The sequence below is a fragment of the Rosenbergiella epipactidis genome (assembly GCF_018494055.1).
Lineage (GTDB): Bacteria > Pseudomonadota > Gammaproteobacteria > Enterobacterales > Enterobacteriaceae > Rosenbergiella > Rosenbergiella epipactidis.
In genome coordinates, this window is record NZ_JABBFQ010000001.1 from 1 (window position 1) to 26,270 (window position 26,270).

The following is a 26,270-nucleotide window of genomic DNA, read 5'->3' on the forward strand; positions in this document are numbered from 1 at the left end:
TGAAATCGGTAGACACAAGGGATTTAAAATCCCTCGGCTGTAAGGCTGTGCGGGTTCAAGTCCCGCCCTGGGCACCATCGATATTAATTATAAGCACTGTGTGCAATGTCGAATGACCGCTTAAGCGGCTGTCAGTATTAAGGTTTACCCTGATTGGGTAACTGAGCAGTAAATATCATTATCCTGTTAGACGATGATAAATAGAATTTGCCCAGGTGGTGAAATCGGTAGACACAAGGGATTTAAAATCCCTCGGCTGTAAGGCTGTGCGGGTTCAAGTCCCGCCCTGGGCACCACCGATTCTAATGTATAAAAATGAGCACTCTGTGCAAATTTGCTTAACCGCCGAAAGGCGGTTTTTCTTTTGTTGCGGAAAACTTCCCCTCCAGCGTCCTTCTGTTCCTACCTAATTGCTTTGAGAGGCTTTGTACCTCGCAGACCTTTTAATCGAAGAAGATAAAAGACACTTCTTCCAATGGTTCGAGATACGCAATCAATGACTACTCATCCCTACCATAAACTGTGAGCAATTTGAGTTATTTGATGCCGCTTGAATCTGTTGTTCATCCAATTGGAATGCATCGCCTGCAGCGGTATCCAATAAAAGTTTCTGTGACGCTTGGCCAAGAGTTCGAACCTGATCCTGCGGAAGTAACTTATTTTCAACCGCAGTATTAATCACACTACAGGTCGCGTTAATCACGTTATATTTACCGACCGTCGCAGAGTTGATCAACCAGCCGACAATCCCACCTACAACCATCCACACGCACGTCGAGATAAATTTTCTTAAAGACATCGAGAGTCCCTTACTGAAAAACAATTAATCGAATAGAGAATACATGAAACTGTGAATAAGTTTACTACCTAGCAAGATGATTAGTATTGAAATTTCCTATCCATTTTTACTGAGGACAAGAGGATAGAGAAGAGAGGGGGACATTATCACGCAGAAGCTTGGCGGGCCGTTGCTGGCGACCTTAATGGAAAAGGCTAAGGGGGCTGCCCTTAACCTTTGAGGGAAAGGTTATTCGTCACTCGCCAGCTTAGGAAGCTCCATGGGTAAATGCCCAGTTATATCTCGACCAGAAGGGCGCTGGAAAATACCGAGTTGGAAAAATCCCGCTGTTGCGTACATAAATTCAAATATCTGGGATTGCGTCTCTTCATATTCATTCCAAAACACATTCGAAGTAAAACAGTAAATCTCAATCGGTAGCCCCTCAGCGGTAGGGCTGAGTTGGCGGACCACCACGTACATATCGTTACAGATATCTTCTCGCTGCCGTAAATAACTCAATATATAGCCACGATAAAGCCCTAAGTTAGTTATACCTTGATTAGAGGAAAGGGCGAGGTTTTGCCGTATATAGTCTGCAATTTTATCGCCGATCATTGAACCCTGTTGGTCAAGACGCTCAGCCAAGGCAGGGGTTGCAAACGCAATACTCGATTGATCAATAAAGAAGCTGCGCTTAATGCGTCGACCACCGGAAGCGAACATCGGTTGCCAGTTGGTGTAAGTCTCGGTAATAAAGTTTTTAGTCGGCACTTGAGATAGCGTGTTATCCCAATTACGAATGGTGATGGTGTGCAAGGCGATATCGGTCACCTCACCACTGATATTGGCGACTGGCATCTCTATCCAGTCACCCAGTTGGATAACATGAGAAGAGGAGACCTGAATGTTGGCAACAAGCGAGATAAGGGTGTGTTGAAACACCAGCATCAATACTGCAGCAATGGCACCTAAACTCGAAATAATAATGCCCGGAGATTTATTCGATAAGGTTGCAATCACTAGAATGGTGGCAATCGACGAGACGACTATCTTACCGATCTGTACGTACCCTTTGATCGATCCGGCCTTAGAACCATGCTTACGGGCATAAACATCTTTAGTGGTATCCAACAACTCGTTGATCAGCATCGTGATATTGACGATAAACAGCACACCACAAATGGTTCTTATCGCCTCGACCAAGCCTTCTGACAACCCAGGAATGAGTTGCGAAAGGAAATAGACGGTCACCACCGGGATGATATTCGCCAGCCTGCGGGTGATGCGTAAGTCTTTTTTCTGAGTATCTCGCTGACTGTTAGTATGCAGAATAAATTTTCTCACGATGCTAAGTAAGAAGAATTTACAGATAACAGAGGAAACAAACCCCGCGAGTAGCATCAACGTTACGGCGAGTAGGGAGTAGGTCACAGGGTTGTTAAGTATCCAGTGCCACAGGGTCAAAAGGTCTTGCATGAGAACACTCAGTAGTAGTCGACGTTAAGGGGGGCGATCATTAAATTTTTTTTGGTTTTTTTCTAGCCTAAAAATGGGTTTGACCACCATTAAAGTGAAAAAAAGCAGGTTTACCAAAAATATTACTCAGTGAAGCTTTCGTTAACGTATCCCTATGCATAACTATTAAGGTTAAAACGCTTACTATGCAAAGAATTCGCTAACTTTTCGTCGCAGAAAGGGTAAACACTTAGTAAACAGGCTCTACCTTTCGGAGTAGTGGGGTGGGAGAAATTACCTTTATGAAACTAACATTGATATTTATCAATATTGATAGTCTATTTATAAATAAGTAAATAGAGTGTTTTATTGATATTTATAATATTAATTATCGATAATCTGTATTCTTGATTTTTCCTTTGATTATTCGTGCGTATGGATTTGTTTGCAATACTTTATTTTTGTAAAAAAAACGATTATTTACCCTCAATATTGCTGTCCTAATCCTTCTGTTTATTAATAATTAGGTTTTTTGTTATTAGGAAAATCCTTACTAAACAGTCATTAATATAATTGCTTTTGATGTAGATCAAATAAACATATTAATTTTTTTATCTTTACACAGCAATCGCTAAAAATTAGTGGCTATAGCTGAATAATTTGTCTTCTGATGAGATTATTACTATATACGCACCAACAGTAATCATTTGGAGAACCGCGATCATAAGGAGTTCCCCATCTTTCCCGGCATGATTGCAACGGTTGATATCAAAACCGGCCATAAAACGGTATTGCAATATCTGATTAAGCCGTTAAATAAGGCGAAAGAAGCGTTACGCGAACGTTAATCGTTGATAGACCAGGCGGGTTAGCCCCGTCTGGTCAGATTCTCTCTAACTTCGCTGATTTTCATTTGCCGTTTTCTGATCAAAAAAACATCAATTTCGGATAATTAACGTTGCTCATGGACGCTGTTTGTTATATTTTGACGTAAAATTTCATCTTTCTTTACGAATTCTTAATATTTCAGAGTCAAGTATGCCATCAAGGACGAAGACCCCTTTTTATGCTAGCAAAGTGATAACGGTCGGTTTGACAGCTTTCACTGCATTAGCCCACGCCGCCCCCTTTATCGACCAGCAACAACAGCACATCCAGACGCAGCAATCAGCTAAAGACGCCCAATTGACTCCTGCGACGCCCGATATCTCACTCGATAAATCGTTACCGAAAAATATCGAAGGTCCTTTTGTTCAGGAAAGCCCGTGCTTCCCAATAAAAAAAGTGCATTTAACTGGAACCGATCCCTTACCTTGGTGGTTCCAGGCGCAGGCGATCGCCGATCAGGGGGTGGGGCACTGTCTTGGTGTGCAAGGGATCAATCAGTTAATGGGGCGTATACAAAACCGGTTGATTACCCACGGATGGGTAACCTCTCGCGTGCTGGTTCCCGCTCAAGACCTCAGTCAGGGAGAATTAACTCTGTCGGTCGTCGCAGGAAAGTTGGGGCAAGTGCGTTATGCGGCAGGCTCTGATCAGCGTGCAATATTAGGAACTTCAGTCCCTGGCTCCTCTGGAAAATTATTGGATCTGCGTGATATCGAACAAGGACTTGAAAATCAACAACGCCTGCCCACCGTTGAGGATACGATGGAAATTGTCCCGGGTGAAAAAGAGGGTGAGAGTGACGTCGTCATTACTCGTCGACAGGCGAAAATATGGCGGGTTAATCTTTGGGCCGACGACTCGGGAACCAAAAGTACAGGGCGTACGCAAGTCGGTGGGATGTTAGCTTTAGATAATCCTTTTTCACTCAGTGATTTACTCTATGTTTCCGCCAGCCATGACATTGGATTTAAAGGACATAAACAGAGTAAAAATATCAACGGCCATTACTCTGTTCCTCTCGGCTACTGGTTGCTTGAAGTAACAGGTGGCGAATATGACTATGTTCAGAATGTGGCGGGATATAACGGTGATATCCGCTACTCTGGAAAAAGTAAAAATCTTAATGTTGGGGTGAGTCGCGTCATTCAGCGCAACGCCAGCGGTAAAACCACACTCCGCAGTAGCTTACTGATCCGTGAACTACAAAACTATATCGATCGAAGCGAAATTGAGGTGCAACGCCGACGAACCAGTGCGTGGCAGTTAGGTCTTGACCATCGGCATTATTTCGGCCCCGTTACGCTTAATGGCAGTGTGAATTACCAACATGGTACCCGTTGGTTCGGAGCGTTACCCGCCTACGAAGAGCAATACGAAGCGGGTTATCGCGCGACGGCGAAAAGTAAAATATTGACTTGGAACCTTGGACTGGACTGGCCTTTTCAGCTGGCTGACCAGAACTTCCGTTATCAACTCACCTATCTTCGCCAACAGAGTTCGACGCCATTGACCTCTCCCGATCAGTTAGCGATTGGTAACCGTTGGACAGTTCGAGGCTTTAACGGTGAACGAACGCTCAGCGCCAGCCACGGCTGGTATGTACAAAATACGGTTGCTTGGCAGACGCCGCTGCCGAGTCAAGAACTCTATCTTGGCGCGGACTATGGCGAAGTCGGGGGGCGTAGTGACGGCTCTACGCTGATTGGCCGACATTTAGCGGGCAGTGTAGTCGGGGTAAGAGGAGCCTTGTCGAGCATGGGATTGGGATATGACCTCTTTGCAGGGACGCCATTAGCTAAACCCAAGGGGTTTAAGACTGACAAGGTGACCTTTGGATTTAGCGTCAATTGGCAGTATTAATACAGGGATGAAAAATGAATAAGCACTGTTACCGGATTATTTTTAACCGTTGTTTACAACGACTGGTGGTCGTGTCGGAGTTGGCACGACGTGCAGGGGGCCCGTCGACGTGCAGTCAACCTGTACAACCTTCGATGCTCGCGACACTCCGACCCCTTACCTTTGCGCTGATCATCGCGGGGAGCGCCATCAGCCCTTTAGCCAACGCCGCCGGCATTGTTGCTGATCCGAATGCACCCCGGGGGCAGCAACCCACGGTACAACGAACCGGTAACGGCTTACCTCAAGTCGATATCCGCGCCCCAAACAGCCAAGGGCTGTCTCATAACACTTATCGTCAATTTGACGTTGATGAACGTGGCGCGATTTTAAACAATAGTCAACATGCGACACCGACTCAGTTAGCGGGTCAAATTGCCGGTAACCCTTGGCTGGCGAAAGGCTCTGCCAAAGTGATCCTTAATGAAGTTAACAGTGCGAACCCCAGTCAGTTGCGTGGGTTTATCGAGGTGGCGGGACGTAAAGCCGATGTGATCATTGCTAACCCGGCGGGGATCAGTTGCAGTGGTTGCGGTGTGATCAACGCAGGGCGTAATACGTTAGCGGCTGGGCGGGTTCGATTAGAAAATGGTCAAATCGCGGGTTATGACGTTGATCGTGGGCGCATTACCATCAGTGGTGCAGGGATGAACGGCACAGGTCAAGATTATACTCGGCTGATTGCGCGTGCGGTCGAGGTCAATGGTCGCGTGCAAGCGGGTGATCTTAAAGTCACTACCGGGCATAACCAAACCGATGCCGACGGCAACGTTGTAAAGGTTAAAAACGATGATCCCGCTGGACGCCCCACCTTTGCCATCGATACCGCCGCCTTAGCGGGAATGTATGCCAACCGTATTACGTTGGTGGGGACTGAGCAAGGGGTCGGGGTGCGTAACCGTGGCGAGATCGGCGCGGCACAAGGCCACTTCACGTTAGATGCCAGCGGTAAATTAACCAATACAGGGGTTGTGCAAGCTCAGCAAAACGTTGCTCTACACACGGCAGGGATGGATAACACGGGACAAATCGCTGCCGCAGGCAATATTACCGCGGCCAGCCAGGAAGACATTAACAATGCTGGGCAAATTCGCGCACAAGGTGATCTGCAACTCTCAGCAAGCGGGCAATTAGTCAGTCAGTCCAGTTCGACCTTAGTGGCCGGGCATAATGCGACACTGCAAGCCAACACCATCACTAACCAGCATGGCAGCGCCTTAGGGGCGGGTATTGATGCACAAGGTCAAGCGACGGCCACGGGCCAGCTTAGCCTTGCCGCGACCCAACAATTGCAGAGCCACGGCACCCACCTCAGCCATGATCATATTAGCCTAACGGGTAAAGAGGTTGATCTAAGCGATAGTCAGACCCAAGCGAATCAGGTGAAGGTGACGGCTCAGGAAGGCGATTTACACCTTGACCGCGCGCAGCTTGCTGCGCAGCAGGTGACCCTGAGCACCCCAGGAAAGCTAACCAATCGTCAGGGTAAACTGATTGCCCAGACAGTCGATTTGACCGCCACCAAAGGACTGGATAACCACGGGGGCGCCATTGTTTCACAAGGCCAGCAGGCGTTGAGGCTCGATAGCGAACAGATCGACAACACGCAAGGTACTCTTGCCAGCGCCAGCGACCTTAGCCTAACCAGTCAAGATCTCAATAACCGAGGGGGCTTGGTACAAGCCGCGGACGGGCTGTCGATTACGACTCAGGGCGGGACCCTCACTAACGCCGACACCCAAGCCGATAGCTTGGGCTTGAGAGCGGGTGGAACGCTTGCGATACAGGCGCAAACCCTCGATAACCGTAGCGGCTTGATGGCGGGCAAAACGATTACCGCCACAGGTGAGCAGTGGGATAATCGTCTAGGCGAGGTGATTAGCGATCACGCGTTAACCCTTAACGCCTCGCAACTCGCTAATCAGCAGGGCTTACTCAGTGCACAAAACGGGTCGCTTAAGGTACACACAACCGGGGAACTGAACAATCAACACGGCACGTTGCAGAGTCAAGCTGCGCTGACGCTGACGGCAGATTCACTGAATAATGATCAAGGAAAGATTGTGGCCGCGCAATCTGGCGTCACGGTTCACACTCAGGGAGCGCTGATCAACCATGCTGGGAGTATTTCGGCCCGTGATCAGGTTAGCCTAGACAGTGCCGCGCTGACTAACCAGCAGGGAAAAATCACCGCCGTTGAGGGACCGCTGACCCTCAGCACCGCCGGTGTAGTCGATAACCGTCAGGGGGTGCTGCAAACGGGCGGCGCGTTCGCCGTTACGGCAGGGCAACTGAATAACCAAGCGGGGACGTTACACTCGACGCAAGGCCAAGGGGCGTTACATCTTAGCGAGAGCTTGGATAACCAACAAGGTCTGATCAGTGCCGCCAAAGACTTACAAATTGAGAGTGGTCAGCTGAATAACCAACAGGGGGTGCTGATCGCTAAAACTGTCGACCTGCAGACAGCAGCCTTAACCAATCAGGCGGGGCTGATCCAAGGCAGTGACCGCCTCGCCATTACTACGCAGGGTCAAACGCTTAACAATCGCGAGACGGATAGCGCGAGTCTTGGCCTACGCTCCGCGGGGGAGCTTATCCTCAACAGTGGTGAGCTAGACAATGCGAAAGGCGTGATTGCGGGGCGTGACCTTGCAATTACGGCACAAGGTCTTGATAACCAGCTAGGCAGCCTGCTTGCCAGCGAGACAAACCAGTTAACGCTACAAAGCTTACAGAATGGTCAAGGGTCAATACAGTCGGGGGGAAATACCTCGGTGGATCTGGGGCAAGGTGAATTTGCCAATCAGCAAGGCCAACTGCTTGCTGGCGGTAGCCTTACCCTGCAAGCGGGGGTGCTCAATAATCAGTCCGGGCAACTACAAGGTGGACAAGGTCTGTCACTGAGTGGCACACAACTCAACAACCAAGGCGGTAAAGTGCTATCGGGTGCCGATCTGTCAACCTTGGTTGCCCAAGCGATTAACGATCAGGGAACGCTCTATGCGGCGGGTAATGCACAGATCACCGCCAGCGAGTCAATCCGGAATCAGCACGGGCTAATGAAGGCGGGAGAACAGCTCAGGCTGTCCACTCAGCAGCTGGATAATCAGCTCACACGTGATGAAGGGCAGGGGATTGAAGCCCAAACTCTCGCTATCACCGCGGCGAATCTGGATAACCGTCAAGGCAGCTTACGCGCAGGCGAGTCACTGCATGCACAGGTGAGCGATACCTTAGCTAACCAACAGGGACTGCTTTCCTCGCAGGGGCAATTAACGATCGGCATACCAGGCAGTGGCGTGAGTTTGAATAATGACCAAGGCGATATTGTCGCCAATGGTGATGCCGCGCTAACGCTTGGCCAGTTCACTCAGGTTGGTCGGGTGACCTCGGGCAATAACCTGAGTATAGAGGTCGGCAGCGATTTTCAACAAGACGGCCAATTGGCGGCTGGAAACGATCTGCAGCTGAATGCCGCGGGCCACCAACTGAACAATAGCGGTAGCTTGACGGCAGGCCAGCATCTGACCTTGACCAGTGATCGGCTCACTAACCAGCAGACGGGTGAGATCAACTCAGGCATCACCACAATCACTAGTCATTACCTAGAAAATCAAGGCTTAATCGACGGTGGGCAAGTGTTGCTGCACGCCGATGAACTTCACAATCGTGGTACGGGAAGAATTTACGGTGATCAATTGGTCATTGATGCCCCGCTATTGACCAATGAGAGTCTTGAGAATAAAGCGGCAACCATCGCCGGACGAGAAAGTCTGCTTATCGCGACCGATCACCTCACTAACCAAGATAATAGCCTGATCTACAGCAACGGCGATCTACAGATAGGCGGTGCCTTGGCTGCCGATGGCACGCTTACTGGTCAGGCAACACAGGTTGATAATCTCAGTGCGACCATTGAGGCAATGGGCCGTCTGGGGATCTCTGCGCAGCACATTGAGAACCGTGACACGCACTTAACGGTCAGCGATGACCTGCAAACGGTGTCGAGCCTTAATGATCTGGTCGAGATTGAGTTTTGTACCGGACGTAAATGGACAGATGCCTGCGGTCGTACCGATGGCGTGCATTATCGGTTCGATGCCACCATCGATAAATCCAAATCTCGCGACTATAACGTGGTGTTTAACTTTGATGCGCAAGGGCGTAGTTATGCGCTGGATGCGCAAGGTAACCGCGTCAAATTTACCATCGATGGCAAAGAGGATTATCTCTATGTCTATCAGGATGCTGCGAACGGCATTATCTACTTCCACCAACCGGGTGTGACAGATGCCGGACGGCGATTTAATGTTTTCAATTTCGACCAGGTCACCAAAGCCCAAACGGTCAGCAATCAACAGAGCGCCATACTACGCAGTGGTGGCGATCTCGTCTTAGACAGTGACTTGCATAACAAAGATAGCCAAGTGGTGGCGGGCCAAGCGTTAGTCATTAATGGCGCGGTGAATAACGAGGAAACCGAGGTCAAGCAGACCCTCGAACAACAAGGTGAACGACTGGCGGGCGGGCGACGCAAACAGCATAAGCAGACGCGCTATGAAGGCCCGGAAGTCTATCAACCGCCGGTCAGTGAGTTAACGCTACCGCTGCATCTGACCGCCCAGCTTCAAGGCCAAGGTGTCGGTGAGGGGCAAACTATCGCCACACAGGTTGCGCCTCCCACAGCGACCGCCGGGGCATCTGATTTGTTGGCCAATGTCGCCTTAGCAAAACAAGACCATCAAGCTTTAGTGACCGACGTGCCCCTCCCCGCACCCGTCGATGCCTCGACACAACTGGGGGAGACGGCCTCTGCAGGCAATTGGGTTATTCGCACCACGCATGCGCCGGTTAACATACCTACTACCAGCCTCTATCAGCTTCATCCCGGCACCGACAGTCAATATCTGGTCGAAACCGACCCGCAATTTACGCGGGGTAAATCCACGGTAAGTAGCAGTGATATCTATCAAGACCAGCTTATCAAGCGATTAGGCGATGGCTATTATGAACAATCCTTGGTGCGCGATCAGATCGTACAAGCGACCGGACAACGGTTCTTAACCGGTTATAGCAATGATGAAGCGCAATATCGTGCGCTGCTCACCAGTGGCAAAGCCTTTAGTGAGCAATTTGGCATCGCTCCGGGGACAGCATTGAGTGCAGAACAGATGGCTCAGATGACCAGCGATATGGTGCTAATGGTTAATGAGCGCATCACGTTATCCGACGGCACCACCCAACTGGTGGCGGTACCCAAGCTCTATGCTCGAGTTGATAAAAATCAGTTGAGTGGTAACGGCGCATTGTTAGCAGGTAACGCCGTTCAGATCACGACCGCGCAGGATCTGCTCAATAGTGGCACTATCGCTGGCCGCGGGCTGACCGCGATTTCAGCAAGCAATCTCCTTAATCTGGGTGATATCAGTGGCAATACCACTCAGTTATTGGCGAGTCACGATATTGTCAACCGGGGCGGCCAATTACTGGGCGGTGATCAACTCACCTTACAGGCAGGGCATGACATCCTCAGTCAAACCGAAAGCTTTCAACGGGGGAGTGAAGCATGGACTGGACGCCAAGCGGGGATAGCGGTAACGGGCCAACAGGGCCAATTAACGCTGCAAGCCGGGCATGATATCCAGCTGACCGCTAGCGTCTTAAGTAATCAGGGCAACGAGAGCACGACGCGGGTGATCGCCGGTCATGACCTGAATCTTGATACGGTAAAACAAGGTCACGCAACGGACTATACTCGCGGTAAAAAAGATTATGACCGTAGTCTAGAGACCCATGACCAAGGCTCCGTCATTAATGCTGGTGGCAGCTTAACGATGCAAGCCGGGAACGATATGACCTTACGCGCTGCAGAAGTGACAGCAGGGGGCGATGCGACACTGACGGCGGGTCACGATTTGACGCTACTCAGTGGTCAGGATAGCTGGGATCAGTCGACCTATATGAAAACCAAAAAACGTCACGGTTTATCGAAAACGACGACTGAGGTAGCCACCAGTACCCATCAGATCAACGCAGTAAGCAGTTCAGTGTCCGGCGATCAGGTGACGCTGCTCGCAGGGCACGACCTGCGTTCAGAAGCCGGTAATATAGTGGGGGATAATGCCGTTAAGCTACTGGCAGGTAATGATGTGGTGATCACCACAGCCGAGGAGTCTGATCACTCAACCAGTATGACTAAGAAGAAGAAATCAGGGTTAAGTGGTACCGGTGGAATCGGCTTCACTGTCGGTACCTCATCGCAAAAAACGGATCAAGACGACCGCAGTAATGTACAAAAAGGCAGCGTGATCGGCAGCACTCAAGGTAATGTTACGGTAACGGCCGGTAATCAGGTGACCCTGCATGGCAGCGATCTGTTGGCTGGCCAAGATATGGCGATAAGTGGCAAGAGTATCAATATCAGCGCGGCAGAAAATAGCCATACCGCCCTCACCAAAACCGAACAGAAGTCGAGTGGATTAACCCTAGCGCTGAGCGGCGTGGTGGGGAGCGCTTTAAACACGGCCACTCAGCAGGCCCATTCGGCGGCTAAGGAAGACAGTGGTCGGTTGGCGGCGTTAAAAGCGACCCAATCGGTATTAACCGGTTACAGTGCTAAACAAGCCAGTGATCTCAATAATCTAAAGCAAACGCCGCAAGACGCCATGGGGGTTAACCTCTCTTACGGTAATCAACGCGCCCACTCCGAGCAGAGCGTCGCGCAGCAGACGCATGCGGGCAGCCAACTCACCGCCGGGCGCGACCTAAGCTTACAGGCCACCCAAGGGGATATCGATATTGCGGGCAGTCAGCTTAAAGCTGGACGTGATACGACACTGAGTGCCGCACAGGATATCCTACTGCACTCCAGCCAAGACAGTGAAACCCTGAGCGGTAAAAATAGCAGCCACGGCGGGTCGTTAGGGGTAGGGATTGGTGCGAGCGGCAATAGCGCTGGCATCAGCATTTCTGCCAGCGTCAATGCCAGCAAAGGCAAGGAGAACGGCCGTTCCCTGACCCATCAAGAGACAACGCTGGACAGCGGCGGCCAAGTCACCTTACACAGCGGTCGCGATACCAGCTTAACCGGCGCGCAAGTTAACGGTGAGCGGATTTTGGCGGAGGTTGGTCGCAACTTAACGCTGACCTCTGAGCAAGACAGCAACCGCTACGACTCTAAGCAAAAAAGCGCCAGTGCGGGCGGTAGCTTTACCTTCGGCACCATGACACCGTCAGGCAGCCTAAATCTTAGTAAAGATAAGATGCACAGTACCTATGACAGTGTGCAAGAACAGACTGGGCTGTTTGCGGGCAAAGGTGGCTTTGATGTCAAGGTGGGTGAACATACCCAGCTTAATGGTGCAGTGATTGGCTCGACCGCCAGTGTTGAGCATAACCGCTTAGAGACCGGCACCCTCGGTTTTAGTGATATCGAAAACCAAGCAGCCTATAAGGTCGAACACCAGAGTGTAGGCGCCAGTACTGGCGGCGGTATGGCGAACTTTATCGGTAATCTTGCTAATGGTTTAGCCGTTGCGGGCAACAAGGAAAAAAGCGATAGCTCAACCACCCATGCTGCGGTGAGTGATGGCACGATAATTATCAACGACACGGCCAAGCAGCAACAGAATGTCGATGACCTGAGCCGCGATGTGGCCCATGCGAATCAGACACTTAGCCCGATATTCGATAAGGAAAAAGAGCAGCAACGGATGCAGACGCTGCAGTTAATCGGTGAAATAGGCAATCAAGCCGCCGATATCGCGCGTACGCAAGGGGAGATAGCAGGACTCAAGGCACAGTCAGATCCGGCCGCCTTAGAGGCGGCACGTGCAGAGTTGATGGTTCATGGCAATAGCCATCCGACCTCTGAACAAGTAGCCAAACAAGCTTATCAAAATGCGAAAGCTACCTTTGGAACAGGCAGCGCAATACAACAGGCCATTACTGCCTCAACTGCCGCAATACAAGGGTTAGCGGGAGGGGATATCGCTAAGGCATTAGCGGGCGGTGCCGCACCGTACCTAGCAGAAGAAATCCATAAAAGAACAATTACTGGTGATAAGGTAAATATCCCCGCCAACCTGATGGCGCATGCGGTAGTGAATGCGGCATTATCCCTGGCTAAGGGTGAAAATGCGTTAGCGGGAGCCAGTAGTGCGGTGACCGCCGAGGCGGTGGGGCTGATTTCTAAGTCATATTATGATAAAAAGCCTTCTGAGTTGGATGAGTCACAGAAACAAACGATTAGTGCCTTAGCCAGTTTAGCCGCAGGATTAGCGGGCGGACTGGTGGGTGGCGATACGGCAAGTGCAGTATCGGGGATGCAGACCGGGAAGGTGACGGTTGAGAATAATAATTTATCAGCCGTGGCACGACTGGGTGTTACAGCATGTGCTGAAGTCGCCACATGTCGAAATATGGTTGTGGAGAAAGGTCTCGGTGCATTACTGGGTATTGGAGCAGCAAAAACCGCGCTAGACAATCTTTCCTCCTCTGAACGGGATTATGTCTTTAGCGTAGCAATGTCCGGCAAGGCTGATCTGATAGAACGGCTAACCCCGGAACAACGGGCTGCCTACAATTATATGGTAGGGCAGGATCAACAAGGCTTAATCACGGTCTTCCCGAAACCGGATAGAGAACTGACAGACAGTAAGTTGATTAATCCGGGTCATAACGACCAAAAAGGGCTAGTCAATACAGGTAACAATCAGCCGTTAGAATCAGGTCCGACTCATACAGGTAATAGTGATGGTTTAGTCAATACGGGTGGAACGAGTACAGTAACGCCGCTTCCGGATGGGCCAAGTAAGGATGATTTGGCTTATTTGGCAGAGGGAAGAGATAATAGGTTACCAATTCCAGAATCTACCGTAGCGAGTAATGGATTAAAAGTCGAATCAAATACTAAACATACTCCAGGCGCTCAAGGGTTTAGGCCAAATGCAGGTATAGAGCCGAGAGATTCGTTGGACTTATTCGAAAATTCAATATCGCTGATTGGTAATAAAGCTCGTTATAGTATGGGGAATGATGGTTCAATTCATCGCTATTTTCCTGACAATACAGGTACATATCATTGGTCTGGAAGCACTGGCGATTTAAAAAATCCGATGCAGCTAGACAATAAGACTAAAGCCCAACTACGCAAACAAGAGGGATGGAAAATCAAATGATAATTGGTAATCCTTATCAAATTGCCATACAAATAGAGCAGTTAGATGTTCTATGTTCTCCAACTGGGATTTTTAATTTAATACTTAACGATGTATTGATCCCTGCAAAAGGAGTAACTACTGACCTTTATATTGTTATCTCTTCGTTGAAAGAAAGTTTAGAAATAGGGATTAAAGATATAGATGGAGATATTGGTGGTTACCCTTTAGATGAAATGGACTTCTCTGAAGGGACCCCAGATAAATTGATATCATTAAATGTCGCTGAACTCTATGATTATGGCTGTAATTTTTGGCTGGGATTTGATGGTGATGAAGAGCGTTTTATCTACACTCAAGATTTCGAGAATAGTTTTATGGAAAATAGATTTCCTAGGGGGACAGTTGAGAGATTAATAACATCGTTACCCGATGCGGAAATGTTGGTTATGGATAAGGATAAAGATATAACAATTACAAAAATAGCATAACTTATATTGCAATGTTCAAAACCAGTCTACCAATGGCTGGTTTTTTGATTACTTTATTTTTAATGATTAAATTTTGATGTTTTATATCATTAATCTATTTTTTGTAATTCTCCTTTAACTTTGTTCTATTTTATGTTGATTAAGGGACAGTGAATATATTTTTATATAAAGGATTAGATGGATACTCAGCGATCATAACGGTAATCGTGCTGGGACGTCCGAATTAGGGCCAGCGGTAACAGCGCGGGCATTAGCATTTCTGCTAGTGTCAATGCCAGCAAAGGCAAGGAGAACGGCACTTCTCTAGCTCATCAAGAGACAACGCTCGACAGCGGGGGTTTAGCGACCTTACACAGCGGTCGCGATACCACCTTAACCGGCGCGCAAGTTAACGGTGAGCGGATAGCGGCACAGGTTGGCCGTAACTTAACGCTGACCTCTGAGCAAGATAGCAACCGCTACGACTCCAAGCAACAAAGCGCCAGCGCGGGCGGCAGTTTTACCTTTGGCTCGATGACCGGTTCAGGGAGTTTCAATCTTAGCCAAGAAAAGATGCACAGCACCTACGACAGTGTGCAAGAGCAGACCGGCCTGTTTGCGGGCAAAGGGTGCTTTGATTTGAAGGTCGGTGAGCATACCCAACTGAATGGTGCGGTGATTGGCTCCACTGCCAGTGCCGACCATAACCGCTTAGAGACCGGCACCCTCGGTTTTAGCGATATCGGAAACCAAGCGGCCTATAAGGTTGAACACCAAAGCGTGGGGGCAAGCACGGGCGCCGGGAGCGCCGGTAACTTTATCGGTAATCTTGGCAATGCCCTGGCCATCGCCGGTAACAAAGATAAAAACGACAGCTCCACCACCCATGCTGCGGTCAGCGATGGCACGATAATTATCAACGACACCGCTAAGCAGCAGCAGAATGTCGATGACCTTAGCCGCGATGTCGAACATGCCAACCAGACGCTTAGCCCGATATTCGATAAGGAAAAAGAGCAGCAACGAATGCAGACGCTGCAGCTAATCGGCGAGGTCGGCAACCAAGCCGCCGATATTGCAAGGACCCAGGGTCAGATAGAAGCCACAAAAGCCGCAAATGAGAAAATGAAGGATGTCTCACCAGAACAGCTGAAAACGGCAGAGTCGGACTGGCGCAAAGGCAATCCGGGCAAAGAACCGACCACGAACGACATCAGAGGCCAGGCGTACCAGAATTTCTATAATAAGGCGTTTACCGAAAGCGGATTCGGCACCGGCGGTAAGGTACAGCAGGCGATACAGGCGGCCACGGCGGCGGTGCAGGGTCTGGCGGGTGGTGATATAGTGAAAGCCATTGCGGGCGGTTCAGCGCCGTATATTGCCGGGGTTATCGGCAGCAGCGGGCTGGATGACAGCGGTAAGGTGCTGGCTCATGCGGCAGTCAATGCAGCTCTGGCAGCGGCGCAGGGTAACAACGCCCTAGTCGGTGCAGCTGGCGCGGCCACGGCGGAAATGGTCGGGATGATCGCCCTGAACGCCTACGGCAAACCGGTCAGCGAACTGAGCGAGACCGAGAAGCAGACGGTGAGCGCCCTGGCCACCCTGGCGGCGGGTCTGGCCGGGGGACTGACTGGTAACAGCACGGCGGATACCGTGGCTGCGGCTCAGGCAGGGAAAACGACCGTTGAGAATAACCTGATGGGCGGCACTGAGGACGGTCAGGAGAAGTTTGTAAGGGAGCATGGCAAGAATATCGCCTCCTGTGCGGATAATCCGGGTTCAGCGTCCTGTCAGAAAGGTCTGGCGATGCAGGATGCATTGACGGTAGCATTGCCAGCAGGGCTGGGTGGCGGAGTGCTGATTGCAGCAACGCCGGAAATAGCGGCCATTCTGAAGGCCGGAGTTGAATCCTGTGCCGGTGCGCTGGCGTTATGTATTAACAACCTAGGTCTTCAGGCTTCAGAGGCTATCGTTCCAGGTGGGGTCGGAGCCGGTGGTGCGATAGGGATAGGTAAGACAGCAGCTGAAGCTGCGGCGGCGAAAGCAGAGGTTGTTGCGGCTAATTCGGTGAAGAATACATCATCATGGAAAGCTGGCGAATATCTTGATGATTTCAAAGTATCTTCTACACCATTAGAACTCGTCAAAGAGCAGGCAGGAAAAGGACCACAAACTGCATATATCAGAATGGATCATATCCTGAATGGAGAGGTTAAAACCCTCAAAGATGGCACCAAAGTTGGGTCTGGGGGGCACTATATTAGAGATCCTAATATTAAGGTCGAAAAGATTACTGGTGCACCTGACGTTAACGGTGTTTCAACAGGATATATTTCTGTAAGAGATCCGGCGACAGGCCAATGGGTAAATAAGAAAGCACAGACGACGTTTTTTCCTGAACACTGGTCAAAACGTCAAACTGCTCAGGAAATTGAGAGTGCGTTTAAAGGTTCAGAGAGAATACCTAACACTGAAATGTGGGTCGGAAAATCGTCTAGTGGTTTGGAAATCCAAGGATATTATGGCAAACCCGATGGCACAGGCGCGACAGCTTGGCCTGTATATTTCGGGGGGGGAAAATGATGATGAATGATCAAATAATATTTTGGTGGAACGAAAAAAGTAATCTTTTCATTCCTACCGGAGGTAAAATACATACCACCTCTAATGGAGTGGTACTAGGTTATGGGGCTCGTGAGATTTCAGGATGGTTATCCAATGATATTCAATATGGACTACATTCCGTTAATGCTTGGATAAAAAATTTAACTGATCTGGCTTCTGGAAAAAGTACTGATGGTAATTTTGGACTAGGTAATGCTCATTGGGTCATGGTGACTCAAGGTAGGGTTTTTATTGGCTGTGAATATGTGGAAGAACAACAGGTTCTTTTAACCATTGAGCAGACATTATATGTACTAGAGCAGTATCGTTCCTTTTTGGAAGGTTCTTATACAGAAGAGTATCCACCGGAAGCAATAGACGTGGAATATTTGTCCGAAGGTAAAGATGCGGTCACACAATATGAATCATTAGAAGGCGCGTATTGTTTACCTTATTAACAAGCTAATCCCGGCCACCAAGCCGGGATTTTTTACCTACCGTTTATTCCTCAACTAGCCGTGTAATCAACTCCTCCTGCTCATATTTTACTTACACCTTCTTGCCGGTGTAAAATCCTAGCTCTTCATCCAGTGGCGCGCAGCGTAATCGAGGGTGAAGGCCGATGTTTACATACTGCCGAATATATCCCACGGTAGAGCGTCTTGATTTGGTTGTAGGTGTGCCTGTCTCTTACTTGTTGCGAATGGTTTAGCCGTTGCGGGCAACAAGGAAAAAAGCGATAGCTCAACCACCCATGCTGCGGTGAGTGATGGCACGATAATTATCAACGACTCGGCCAAGCAGCAACAGAATGTTGATGACCTGAGCCGCGATGTGGCCCATGCGAATCAGACGCTTAGCCCGATATTCGATAAAGAAAAAGAGCAGCAACGGATGCAGACGCTGCAGTTAATCGGTGAAATAGGTAATCAAGCCGCCGATATTGCGCGTACGCAAGGGGAGATAGCAGGACTCAAGGCACAGTCAGATCCGGCCGCCTTAGAGGCGGCACGTGCAGAGTTGATGGTTCATGGCAATAGCCATCCGACCTCTGAACAAGTAGCCAAACAAGCTTATCAAAATGCGAAAGCTACCTTTGGAACAGGCAGCGCAATACAACAGGCCATCACCGCCTCAACCGCCGCAATACAAGGGTTAGCGGGAGGAGATATCGCTAAGGCCTTAGCGGGCGGTGCCGCACCGTACCTAGCAGAAGAAATCCATAAAAGAACAACCACTGGTGATAAGGTGAATATCCCCGCTAACCTGATGGCGCATGCGGTAGTGAATGCGGCATTATCCCTGGCGAAAGGTGAAAATGCGTTAGCGGGAGCCAGTAGTGCGGTGACCGCCGAGGCGGTGGGGCTGATTTCAGAGGCGTATTATGATAAAAAGCCTTCTGAGCTGGATGAGTCACAGAAACAAACCATTAGTGCCTTAGCCAGTTTAGCCGCAGGATTAGCGGGTGGACTGGTGGGTGGCGATACGGCAAGTGCAGTATCAGGAATGCAGACCGGGAAGGTGACGGTTGAGAATAATGCGCTGGCTAATGTTTTGGCTGCGGCGGAAGCGAATAAGAAAGGGACAATAGAGAACTACCTTAAGGCGCAAAAAGCAGTCTGTAAAGGGAATCAGGCAGCTTGTACGCAGATGGTCAAGGATGTTGCGGGAACGGGGCTGGATTTTGTTCCCATTGTTGGCGATATTAAAGGTTTTGTAGAAGCTCAGACAGCGATAGATTATTTAGCCGCGGCACTCGGTGTTATCCCAGGCGCAGGTGATGTAGCGGGGAAAGCGATTAAAGCTGCTGAAACAGCGCTGAAGAAAGGGGATGTTGCTGAAGCGTCTAAGTTGATCAATAAGGCCAGTGATGATGTAACTTCAGTAAGCTATTTTAGGCAGGAGCGTAAATACTGGAGTGCTGAACCGGTTAATATTAACGGGAACAAAGTCTATCAAAGGAACGATTTATTTGATCCTAAATATATTGATCCCAAATCAGGAAAAACAAATTTAGAATTAATGAAAATTGGTCGCGCCCCAGTTGGTAAGGATGGGAAACCTGTTAACTTACACCATATGTTGCAAAAACAGGATGGTCCAATAGCTGAAGTTACTCAAAGTTTTCATAAGGATAATCATAGTGTTATACATATTAATGATAATAGTGTGCCTTCAGGTATTAATCGCACAGAATTTAATAAATGGCGCTCTGATTACTGGAAACAAAGAGCTAATGACTTTAAATAGGGTTAATTATGAAAGATAACTTAGATAATGTTATTAGTGAGTTAGTTAGATTATCTGGCAATGAAAGAAATAACTTACCATCGCCGGATGATAATTTAATTACTCAATATGAGAAAGATACTGGCTTTACATTTTCCGCTGACTATCGAAAAGTCCTTAAGGAAGTAGGAAATGTATTTTATGGAACTATAGAGTTATTATCTCTATCGAAAGATAAAAAATACTATGGTGAATTAATTTCAGCTTTAGTTGATGCAAGAGAACAAGGCTTACCAGAGTCTTGGCTACCAATATGTGAAGATAATGGTAGTTATTATTGCATCGATCCTGAAGGAGTTATCAGGTACTGGACAACCGACGGTTACAGTAACGATCAATGGACTGATCTGGCAAGTTGGATAAAAGAAGTATGGATAAAGGGTAATTAATAATGAATCCCGGCCACCGAGCCGGGATCTTATTAGCTACAGTTTATCCCCCAGCCAGCCGAATAATCAACTCTCCCTGCTGACAACCCACTTCGACCTTCCTGCCCGTCTCAAATCCCAGCTCCCCCATCCAGTGGCCCCGCAGCGTGATCGATGGTGAAGGTTGATGTTTAATGTGATCCCGAACATATCCCACGGTATAACGCCTTGATTGAGTTGTGGGTGTGCATGTGTCTGGTTTCTTTGCTATGCATTGGCGACTACCGGCAACAAAGAAAAAAGAGACAATTCGACTACCTATACCGATGACCAACTACGTGAGACAGTCGAGTTTAAACAAGCGAGTAAGCCATTTGGTACCGGCGGCGCGATACAACAGGCCATCACCGCCTCAACTGCCGCAATACAAGGGTTGGCGGGAGGGGATATCGCTAAAGCGTTAGCAGGGGCGAGCGCCCCTTATTTAGCCGAGGTTATCCATCGCCAAACGACCTCTGCCGACGGAGAGGTCAATATCCCCGCCAACCTAATGGCGCATGCGGTAGTGAATGCGGCGTTATCCCTGGCGAAAGGTGAAAATGCGTTAGCGGGAGCCAGTAGTGCGGTGACCGCCGAGGCGGTGGGGCTGATTTCAGAGGCGTATTATGATAAAAAGCCTTCTGAGCTAGATGAGAAACAAAAAGTCAGTGCCTCAGCCAGTTTAGCCGCAGGATTAGCGGGTGGACTGGTGGGTGGCGATACGGCAAGTGCAGTATCAGGGATGCAGACCGGGAAGGTGACGGTTGAGAATAATTATCTTAGTGATAAGGATATAAAAACTTTCACTGAGAAATATACTGCCGCGAAAACCGATTCTGAGAAAGAGCAGCTTTTGGCAGACCTGAAAAAACAGGACGCAGAAAAGCAGAGGCAGGCATTATCCACGGGGATCTCAATAGCCGATCAGAAACTTGCTCTGGCAGATCTTAAAGCACTTGCTGCCTCATCAGAATGTACCGCTCAATGCCAGGAACTGGCGGCTTATTCTATCTCAGAACTGGAACCGGTAGCAAACAACACGCAACTGCACGAAAATAATCTCAAGAAAGGAATATTGGCTTCAGTAATTATTGCGTTGACAGTGGATAAACCTGTCAGCAATAACTCAGCGCCAGGTTTGTCTTCTTTGACGAAAGAGCAGCAACAGTTAATTAATAATGCAGAATATATTACAACAGCCAAGGGAATACAGAATCCATTCCCGCGTGATTTGAATGAAAAGGTTCTGTGGAATGGAGTTAAGGCTAATCCATCTGCTGGAGAGGTACTCAAGGGAATGAATAAAGATCCCCGCTTCCCTGTATCAGCGGGATTCCAGAAAATGCAGGTTACTCATGAATTACCTGATGGTTCTAATATCACAATACATTATCAATACAACTCAAATACGGGAAAGGCTTATGATATGAAAATGGTGACGCCGCAAGCTAATCCATTGCAGCCAGGTCCATCGTTAAAGGGAAAATAATGAAAATACAAAATAATTGTTCTGAGAAAATCATTGATGTTTATGCTGTTTATTGGAGCCATGGAGAAACTTATTTCTACGGTTTTTCAAAGGGATATAACGGACTTCTTGCTTATAAAGCAAGTGATGTGAAGATCATTGATCCAGCGTTATCTGGTGATTTTATATTTTTTGAGGGCGGAATTTTCTATAAGCCACTAATAGATGAAAAACTTCTTGATGATCTACTTGAATATGATGAATGCGCTTATAACAGATTCCTTGAGATCCTGAAAGTTGAAGGTAGGGTAGATCCAGATTTTTATTAACCTTTAACGACCCCAGCCAATCGAGCCGGAATGTTTGGACTCACCGCTTACTCCTCAGCCAGCCGGATGATCAACTCCCCCTGCTCACACAGCACTGCGAGGAATAACGGTAATGACAGCGATTGATGCGCTGTTACACTGAACGGGGGTAAGGCAATCGCAACGGCCGGGCGGCAGCCTGCGTGCGAGGGCAAAACCCACGTTTGGGAAAAAGTTACAATCCTGAAAGTGCATCAGAGGAAATATATTATAACCTGCTGAACGAACTGGGAAAAACAGCGTTCGCAGGCTGAATATGTAGCGGAAAGAGTTATTGTTGAGAATAATAATTTATCAGCCGTAGCACGACTGGGCGTTACAGCATGCGCTGAGGTCGCCACATGTCGAAATATGGTTGTGGAGAAAGGTCTCGGTGCATTACTGGGTATCGGGGCAGCAAAAACAGCGCTAGACAACCTTTCGTCATCTGAACGGGATTATGTCTTCAGCGTAGCAATGTCTGGCAAGGCTGATCTGATAGAACGGCTAACCCCGGAACAACGGGCTGCCTATAATTATATGGTAGGGCAGGATCAACAAGGCTTAATTACGGTCTTCCCGAAACCGGATAGAGAACTGACAGACGGTAAGTTGATTAATCCGGGTCATAGCGACCAACAAGGGCTAGTCAATACGGGTAACAATCAGCCGTTAGAATCAGGTCCGACACATACAGGTAATAGTGATGGTTTAGTCAATACGGGTGGAACGAGTACAGTAACGCCGCTTCCGGATGGGCCAAGTAAGGATGATTTGGCTTATTTGGCTTTAAAAGGAAAAGAAGCACAGGAAGCGGCTGGGAATTTAGGTTTTGACCGAAGAATCCCAGCGCCTAAAGCTCCATTTAATTCACATGGCCAACCAGTATTTTTTGATGGTAAAACGTATATTACGCCTGATGTTGACAGCCATAATGTTACGAATGGTTGGAAAATGTTTGATCGTAAAGGGAAGCGTATGGGCACTTATGATAGTGATCTAAACAGAATTAAGGACTGACATATGTTTGGTATTTTTCCTAATGATAAGCCAGTGAATATCGAAGGCGAACGCGTCTTACCGGCATCAATAGTCATCGATGAATTTTCGGAAAGGATGAATATTCCTTTATCTTACTGGAATATAAATGATTATAAAGATAACTGGCTAAGTTCTCTTAAATATGGTCTGGAAAATAAAAAACATGCTTCTTTAGCAGTTTCGATGTATGAACCTGAGAATACGAATTTTATATTTACTTGGGTGTTATATTTTTCAGGTGAAGATGTGTTCGTTCAAAATAACATCTTGTTTTTAGATGAATGCCCTGGGTTCACTCCTGAAACTATAAATAGTTTTACTCAACCGCGAACAACGCATAATGAAGATGGTATGAAAATATCTGAATGGCATACCGATCTAAAAAGTATTCAAGATTTTTATCACAGTCTTAAAGACTAAAAAGAGATCCCGGTCAATCGAGCCGGGATTTTTTACCTACCGTTTATCCCTCAGCTAGCCGTATAATTAGCTCTCCCTGCTGACAACTCACTTCGACCTTCCTGCCGGTCTCAAAGCCCAGTTCCCTCATCCAGTGACCTTTAAGAATAATTGATGGTGATGGTTGGTGTTTAAGTTGGTGTTTAATATGATCCCGGACATATCCCACGGTATAACGTCTTGATTGAGTTGTGGGTGTGCTTGTCTCTGGCTTATTGCTAATGGTTTAGCCGTTGCGGGCAACAAGGAAAAAAGCGACAGCTCCACCACCCATGCTGCGGTGAGCGAGGGCACGATAATCATCAACGACACGGCCAAGCAGCAACAGAATGTTGATGACCTTAGCCGCGATGTGGCCCATGCGAATCAGACGCTTAGCCCGATATTCGATAAAGAAAAAGAGCAGCAACGTATGCAGACGCTGCAGTTAATCGGTGAAATAGGTAATCAAGCCGCCGATATCGCGCGTACGCAAGGGGAGATAGCAGGACTCAAGGCACAGTCAGATCCGGCCGCCTTAGAGGCGGCTCGTGCAGAGTTGATGGTTCATGGCAATAGCCATCCGACCTCTGAACAAGTAGCCAAACAAGCTTATCAAAATGCGAAAGCTACCTTTGGAACAGGCAGCGCAATACAACAGGCTATTACCGCCTCAACCGCCGCAATACAAGGGTTAGCGGGAGGAGATATCGCTAAGGCGTTAGCGGGCGGTGCCGCACCTTACCTAGCAGAAGAAATCCATAAAAGAACAACCACTGGTGATAAGGTGAATATCCCCGCCAACCTAATGGCGCATGCGGTAGTGAATGCGGCGTTATCCCTGGTGAAAGGTGAAAATGCGTTAGCGGGAGCCAGTAGTGCGGTGACCGCCGAGGCGGTGGGGCTGATTTCAAAGGCGTATTATGATAAAAAGCCTTCTGAGCTGGATGAGTCACAGAAACAAACCATTAGTGCATTAGCCAGTTTAGCCGCAGGATTAGCGGGTGGATTGGTGGGTGGCGATACGGCGAGTGCAGTATCAGGGATGCAGACCGGGAAGGTGACGGTTGAGAATAACTGGCTGAGTGTTGAAGAAGCGGACAGAAAGAAGCAACTGGAAACGAAGCGCGATTACCTGAAGCAGGAACTCACGCCGACAGAAGCGAAAGAATTGGCGGAAATTAATCGGACGGATAAAGCGCGTGATGCAGCGATAAAAGCAGTCTGTACTGATGGTAATAAAGGTGGATCGGCCTGTGGTACGCTGATTGGCCCCGCGCAGGATGCACTTAATAAATATGGTGAAGATTTCAATTTCAGGTTAATTTACAAAGACCTCTACCCGCAGGATGCAAAGAATCTTGAAAATATTCTTCAGGGAGTAGATGCAGGTAGCATCAGCCGTGACCAAGCAATAACAGCGATAGCGAACTCTACCAAACGTAGCTGGAATGACGTCGCCAAAGATTATGATGCCGCAATGCAGACGCAGGCAATTGCGGTCGCACTAGCAGGAATGAAAGGCATTCAGTTAGAATTGAATGCAAATAAAGCACAACCCATCAAGCCTAGCAGAAGTACAACTTCGAGTTTTGATGCCAACGAGATTCGTTTTTCACAAAATACCGTTTCACAAACCAAGACAGAAAGAGGTACAGGTGTGAAATACACTTATGATGATCTTATATCCAGCATGAAAAAAGATGGCTGGAAAGGTGATCCTGTTGACATTATCAGAATGCCTGATGGAAAAATGACTAGCATGGATAATACAAGGATTAGTGCAGCCAGAGAAGCCGGTATAAAAGTTGAGGCGAATGTTAGAACTTATGAAGAGAAATTAACACCTTCTGAAATTGAGCGTTTTTCAGATAGAAAACGCGGTTTTGTGCCTCAAACTTGGGGTGAAGCAATAACTGGAAGAATAAATAAGCAATCAGGTGGGTTTGGCACTAAAAATCCTTATGGTTCAAATGAACCACCAAGAATTACAGGAAAAAGGAAGTAAAAATGGGTGTTTACTTATATGAAAAAAATGAACTTCCTGACGGGTTTAAATATCCAGAGGATTATATTGAGATAATGAATATGGATATTATTCCTGATATTGAACCATGGTCGTTCATCTGCGAATTTCAGGAGTCATCCTCCTTTTGGATGATGGAAGTAAAGACAAAATACCCAAACCGTGAATTGGTACCTTTCGCTAAAGTAAATTATTCTGATGATATAGCTTGTTTTGATGGTGCAGATATATCTGGAGATCCCAAGGTATACTATATACATGCATTTGCTTCTTCTGGCTGGGAAGATAGAGGGTATACAGATAATTTTGACGAGTGGTTGAAAATAGCGCGTCTTGAATCTGCTCGCCATAAATCTGAACTGGCAGAAAATCAGGAATAGTTATTCCTGAATAAATTTAAAGGGAACCGAGTCTGTTAGCCAGACTCCGTTTTCTGCCTGATAGAAATTAAATCCTTGCTGATACATTTCCATAGTTTTTATTCTTAAAATGATAGGTTTTCCGTAACGTTGTCCAACTTCGTATGCTGTATCTTTATCCTCTGTAAGATGAACATACTGACGTTCTTTAGGGATAAGACCCTGTTCTTTGATTAATGATATAAATCGGACAGCTGTACCATGATATAAGTTTTCAGGAGGTGTCTTTTTACTATATTGTATGCTGACTTTTTGACTTGAATGCCCTTGGCTAGCACGGATACGCAATCCATCCTCTGAAATCATGAACCTCTTTTTATCGCTATTATCGACAATTGAACGCAAAAGGTCATAATCTATATTGTAGCTTTCTTTAGTAGAAAGAAGAATAAGATCGCTTATAACAGCCCATCCTTCTTTGTCTAGAGATAAACCAATAGATTCTGGATGGTGGCGTAATATATAACTTAAGTACTTACTTTTTTCTGTGTTTTTTTTGTTCATATATGATCTCTACTCAACCCTATTTGTCTTAGACTATTTTGTCTATCGCTTACTTCCCTGCTAGCCGTATAGT

At 47.8% G+C, this 26,270-nt stretch carries 16 protein-coding genes, 1 tRNA gene and 4 pseudogenes; 16 read left to right on the forward strand and 5 right to left on the reverse strand.

Annotated features, from left to right (window positions below):
• Positions 1-209 precede the first annotated feature (209 nt).
• Positions 210-296 (forward strand) — tRNA-Leu (locus HGT71_RS00005).
• A gap of 197 nt (positions 297-493) precedes the next feature.
• On the opposite strand, the gene HGT71_RS00010 is transcribed toward HGT71_RS00005, so the two are convergent.
• Positions 494-799, reverse strand: a complete 306-nt coding sequence (locus tag HGT71_RS00010) for a hypothetical protein (RefSeq protein WP_214215987.1) — start codon at positions 797-799, stop codon at positions 494-496.
• A 228-nt stretch (positions 800-1,027) separates the two neighbouring features.
• The gene (locus HGT71_RS00015) at positions 1,028-2,257 is read right to left on the reverse strand and encodes a mechanosensitive ion channel family protein (RefSeq protein WP_214215988.1); all 1,230 of its coding nucleotides are present in this window, start codon (positions 2,255-2,257) and stop codon (positions 1,028-1,030) included.
• A 656-nt stretch (positions 2,258-2,913) separates the two neighbouring features.
• Here HGT71_RS00015 and HGT71_RS00020 point away from each other — a divergent pair.
• The 9 genes and pseudogenes from HGT71_RS00020 to HGT71_RS00055 form a co-directional block, all read left to right on the forward strand.
• Positions 2,914-3,084: pseudogene (locus tag HGT71_RS00020) on the forward strand (secretion protein HlyD); the annotation flags it as partial.
• 190 nt (positions 3,085-3,274) lie between these two features.
• Entirely contained in the window at positions 3,275-4,984 is a 1,710-nt protein-coding gene (locus tag HGT71_RS00025; protein WP_214215989.1) for a ShlB/FhaC/HecB family hemolysin secretion/activation protein, read from the forward strand.
• A 14-nt stretch (positions 4,985-4,998) separates the two neighbouring features.
• Positions 4,999-14,205 carry a two-partner secretion domain-containing protein gene (locus tag HGT71_RS00030; RefSeq protein ID WP_214215990.1) on the forward strand — a complete coding sequence of 3,069 codons (9,207 nt, stop codon included), beginning with the start codon at positions 4,999-5,001 and terminating at the stop codon, positions 14,203-14,205.
• The gene (locus HGT71_RS00035; RefSeq protein WP_214215991.1) at positions 14,202-14,675 is read left to right on the forward strand and encodes an Imm42 family immunity protein; all 474 of its coding nucleotides are present in this window, start codon (positions 14,202-14,204) and stop codon (positions 14,673-14,675) included. The genes HGT71_RS00030 and HGT71_RS00035 overlap by 4 nt, the downstream gene beginning before the upstream one ends.
• 216 nt (positions 14,676-14,891) lie before the next feature.
• A pseudogene (locus tag HGT71_RS00040) lies at positions 14,892-16,367 on the forward strand (hemagglutinin repeat-containing protein); the annotation flags it as partial.
• A gap of 489 nt (positions 16,368-16,856) precedes the next feature.
• Positions 16,857-17,237, forward strand: a pseudogene (locus HGT71_RS15715) (EndoU domain-containing protein); the annotation flags it as partial.
• Positions 17,234-17,716, forward strand: a complete 483-nt coding sequence (locus HGT71_RS00045; RefSeq protein WP_241597612.1) for a hypothetical protein — start codon at positions 17,234-17,236, stop codon at positions 17,714-17,716. The pseudogene HGT71_RS15715 and the gene HGT71_RS00045, both read left to right, overlap by 4 nt.
• A 238-nt stretch (positions 17,717-17,954) precedes the next feature.
• Positions 17,955-19,508 (forward strand): annotated as a pseudogene (locus tag HGT71_RS00050) (HNH/ENDO VII family nuclease); the annotation flags it as partial.
• Positions 19,509-19,516: 8 nt separating this feature from the next.
• Positions 19,517-19,936: an SMI1/KNR4 family protein gene (locus HGT71_RS00055; RefSeq protein ID WP_214215993.1), complete on the forward strand. Its 420-nt coding sequence runs from the start codon at positions 19,517-19,519 to the stop codon at positions 19,934-19,936.
• Between the two features lie 43 nt (positions 19,937-19,979).
• Here HGT71_RS00055 and HGT71_RS15915 read toward each other — a convergent pair whose 3' ends face one another.
• The gene (locus HGT71_RS15915; protein WP_214215994.1) at positions 19,980-20,132 is read right to left on the reverse strand and encodes a SymE family type I addiction module toxin; all 153 of its coding nucleotides are present in this window, start codon (positions 20,130-20,132) and stop codon (positions 19,980-19,982) included.
• Between the two features lie 15 nt (positions 20,133-20,147).
• Between HGT71_RS15915 and HGT71_RS15725 the strand changes: the two genes are divergently transcribed.
• The 4 genes from HGT71_RS15725 (at position 20,148) to HGT71_RS00085 (ending at position 23,230) form a co-directional block, all read left to right on the forward strand.
• Positions 20,148-21,443 (forward strand): VENN motif pre-toxin domain-containing protein, encoded by a 1,296-nt coding sequence (locus HGT71_RS15725; protein WP_244986341.1) that lies wholly within the window; start codon positions 20,148-20,150, stop codon positions 21,441-21,443.
• On the forward strand, positions 21,443-21,751 hold the full coding sequence (locus tag HGT71_RS00075; RefSeq protein ID WP_214215995.1) for a hypothetical protein: 309 nt from the start codon (positions 21,443-21,445) through the stop codon (positions 21,749-21,751). The genes HGT71_RS15725 and HGT71_RS00075 overlap by 1 nt, the downstream gene beginning before the upstream one ends.
• A gap of 390 nt (positions 21,752-22,141) precedes the next feature.
• Complete coding sequence (locus HGT71_RS00080) at positions 22,142-22,789, forward strand: toxin C-terminal domain-containing protein (RefSeq protein WP_214215996.1); 648 nt, start codon at positions 22,142-22,144, stop codon at positions 22,787-22,789.
• A 3-nt stretch (positions 22,790-22,792) separates the two neighbouring features.
• Complete coding sequence (locus tag HGT71_RS00085) at positions 22,793-23,230, forward strand: hypothetical protein (protein ID WP_214215997.1); 438 nt, start codon at positions 22,793-22,795, stop codon at positions 23,228-23,230.
• Positions 23,231-23,273: 43 nt separating this feature from the next.
• Here HGT71_RS00085 and HGT71_RS00090 read toward each other — a convergent pair whose 3' ends face one another.
• Positions 23,274-23,438, reverse strand: coding sequence for a SymE family type I addiction module toxin (locus tag HGT71_RS00090; RefSeq protein WP_214215998.1), 165 nt, complete (start codon positions 23,436-23,438; stop codon positions 23,274-23,276).
• A 15-nt stretch (positions 23,439-23,453) separates the two neighbouring features.
• Between HGT71_RS00090 and HGT71_RS15975 the strand changes: the two genes are divergently transcribed.
• Complete coding sequence (locus HGT71_RS15975; protein ID WP_214215999.1) at positions 23,454-25,256, forward strand: VENN motif pre-toxin domain-containing protein; 1,803 nt, start codon at positions 23,454-23,456, stop codon at positions 25,254-25,256.
• Positions 25,257-25,258: 2 nt separating this feature from the next.
• Complete coding sequence (locus tag HGT71_RS00100; protein WP_214216000.1) at positions 25,259-25,654, forward strand: SMI1/KNR4 family protein; 396 nt, start codon at positions 25,259-25,261, stop codon at positions 25,652-25,654.
• Here the strand turns inward: HGT71_RS00100 and HGT71_RS00105 are convergent, their stop codons facing one another.
• Positions 25,655-26,197 carry an RNA 2'-phosphotransferase gene (locus tag HGT71_RS00105; protein WP_214216001.1) on the reverse strand — a complete coding sequence of 181 codons (543 nt, stop codon included), beginning with the start codon at positions 26,195-26,197 and terminating at the stop codon, positions 25,655-25,657.
• Positions 26,198-26,270 lie beyond the last annotated feature (73 nt).

Excerpts from the sequence above, each read along its gene's own strand:
- HGT71_RS00010 (WP_214215987.1), bottom strand. The coding sequence starts at position 799 with ATGTCTTTAAGAAAATTTATCTCGACGTGCGTGTGGATGGTTGTAGGT.
- HGT71_RS00015 (WP_214215988.1), bottom strand. The coding sequence starts at position 2,257 with ATGCAAGACCTTTTGACCCTGTGGCACTGGATACTTAACAACCCTGTG.
- HGT71_RS00025 (WP_214215989.1), top strand. The coding sequence starts at position 3,275 with ATGCCATCAAGGACGAAGACCCCTTTTTATGCTAGCAAAGTGATAACG.
- HGT71_RS00030 (WP_214215990.1), top strand. The coding sequence starts at position 4,999 with ATGAATAAGCACTGTTACCGGATTATTTTTAACCGTTGTTTACAACGA.
- HGT71_RS00035 (WP_214215991.1), top strand. The coding sequence starts at position 14,202 with ATGATAATTGGTAATCCTTATCAAATTGCCATACAAATAGAGCAGTTA.
- HGT71_RS00045 (WP_241597612.1), top strand. The coding sequence starts at position 17,234 with ATGATGATGAATGATCAAATAATATTTTGGTGGAACGAAAAAAGTAAT.
- HGT71_RS00055 (WP_214215993.1), top strand. The coding sequence starts at position 19,517 with ATGAAAGATAACTTAGATAATGTTATTAGTGAGTTAGTTAGATTATCT.
- HGT71_RS00075 (WP_214215995.1), top strand. The coding sequence starts at position 21,443 with ATGAAAATACAAAATAATTGTTCTGAGAAAATCATTGATGTTTATGCT.
- HGT71_RS00080 (WP_214215996.1), top strand. The coding sequence starts at position 22,142 with ATGGTTGTGGAGAAAGGTCTCGGTGCATTACTGGGTATCGGGGCAGCA.
- HGT71_RS00085 (WP_214215997.1), top strand. The coding sequence starts at position 22,793 with ATGTTTGGTATTTTTCCTAATGATAAGCCAGTGAATATCGAAGGCGAA.
- HGT71_RS00100 (WP_214216000.1), top strand. The coding sequence starts at position 25,259 with ATGGGTGTTTACTTATATGAAAAAAATGAACTTCCTGACGGGTTTAAA.
- HGT71_RS00105 (WP_214216001.1), bottom strand. The coding sequence starts at position 26,197 with ATGAACAAAAAAAACACAGAAAAAAGTAAGTACTTAAGTTATATATTA.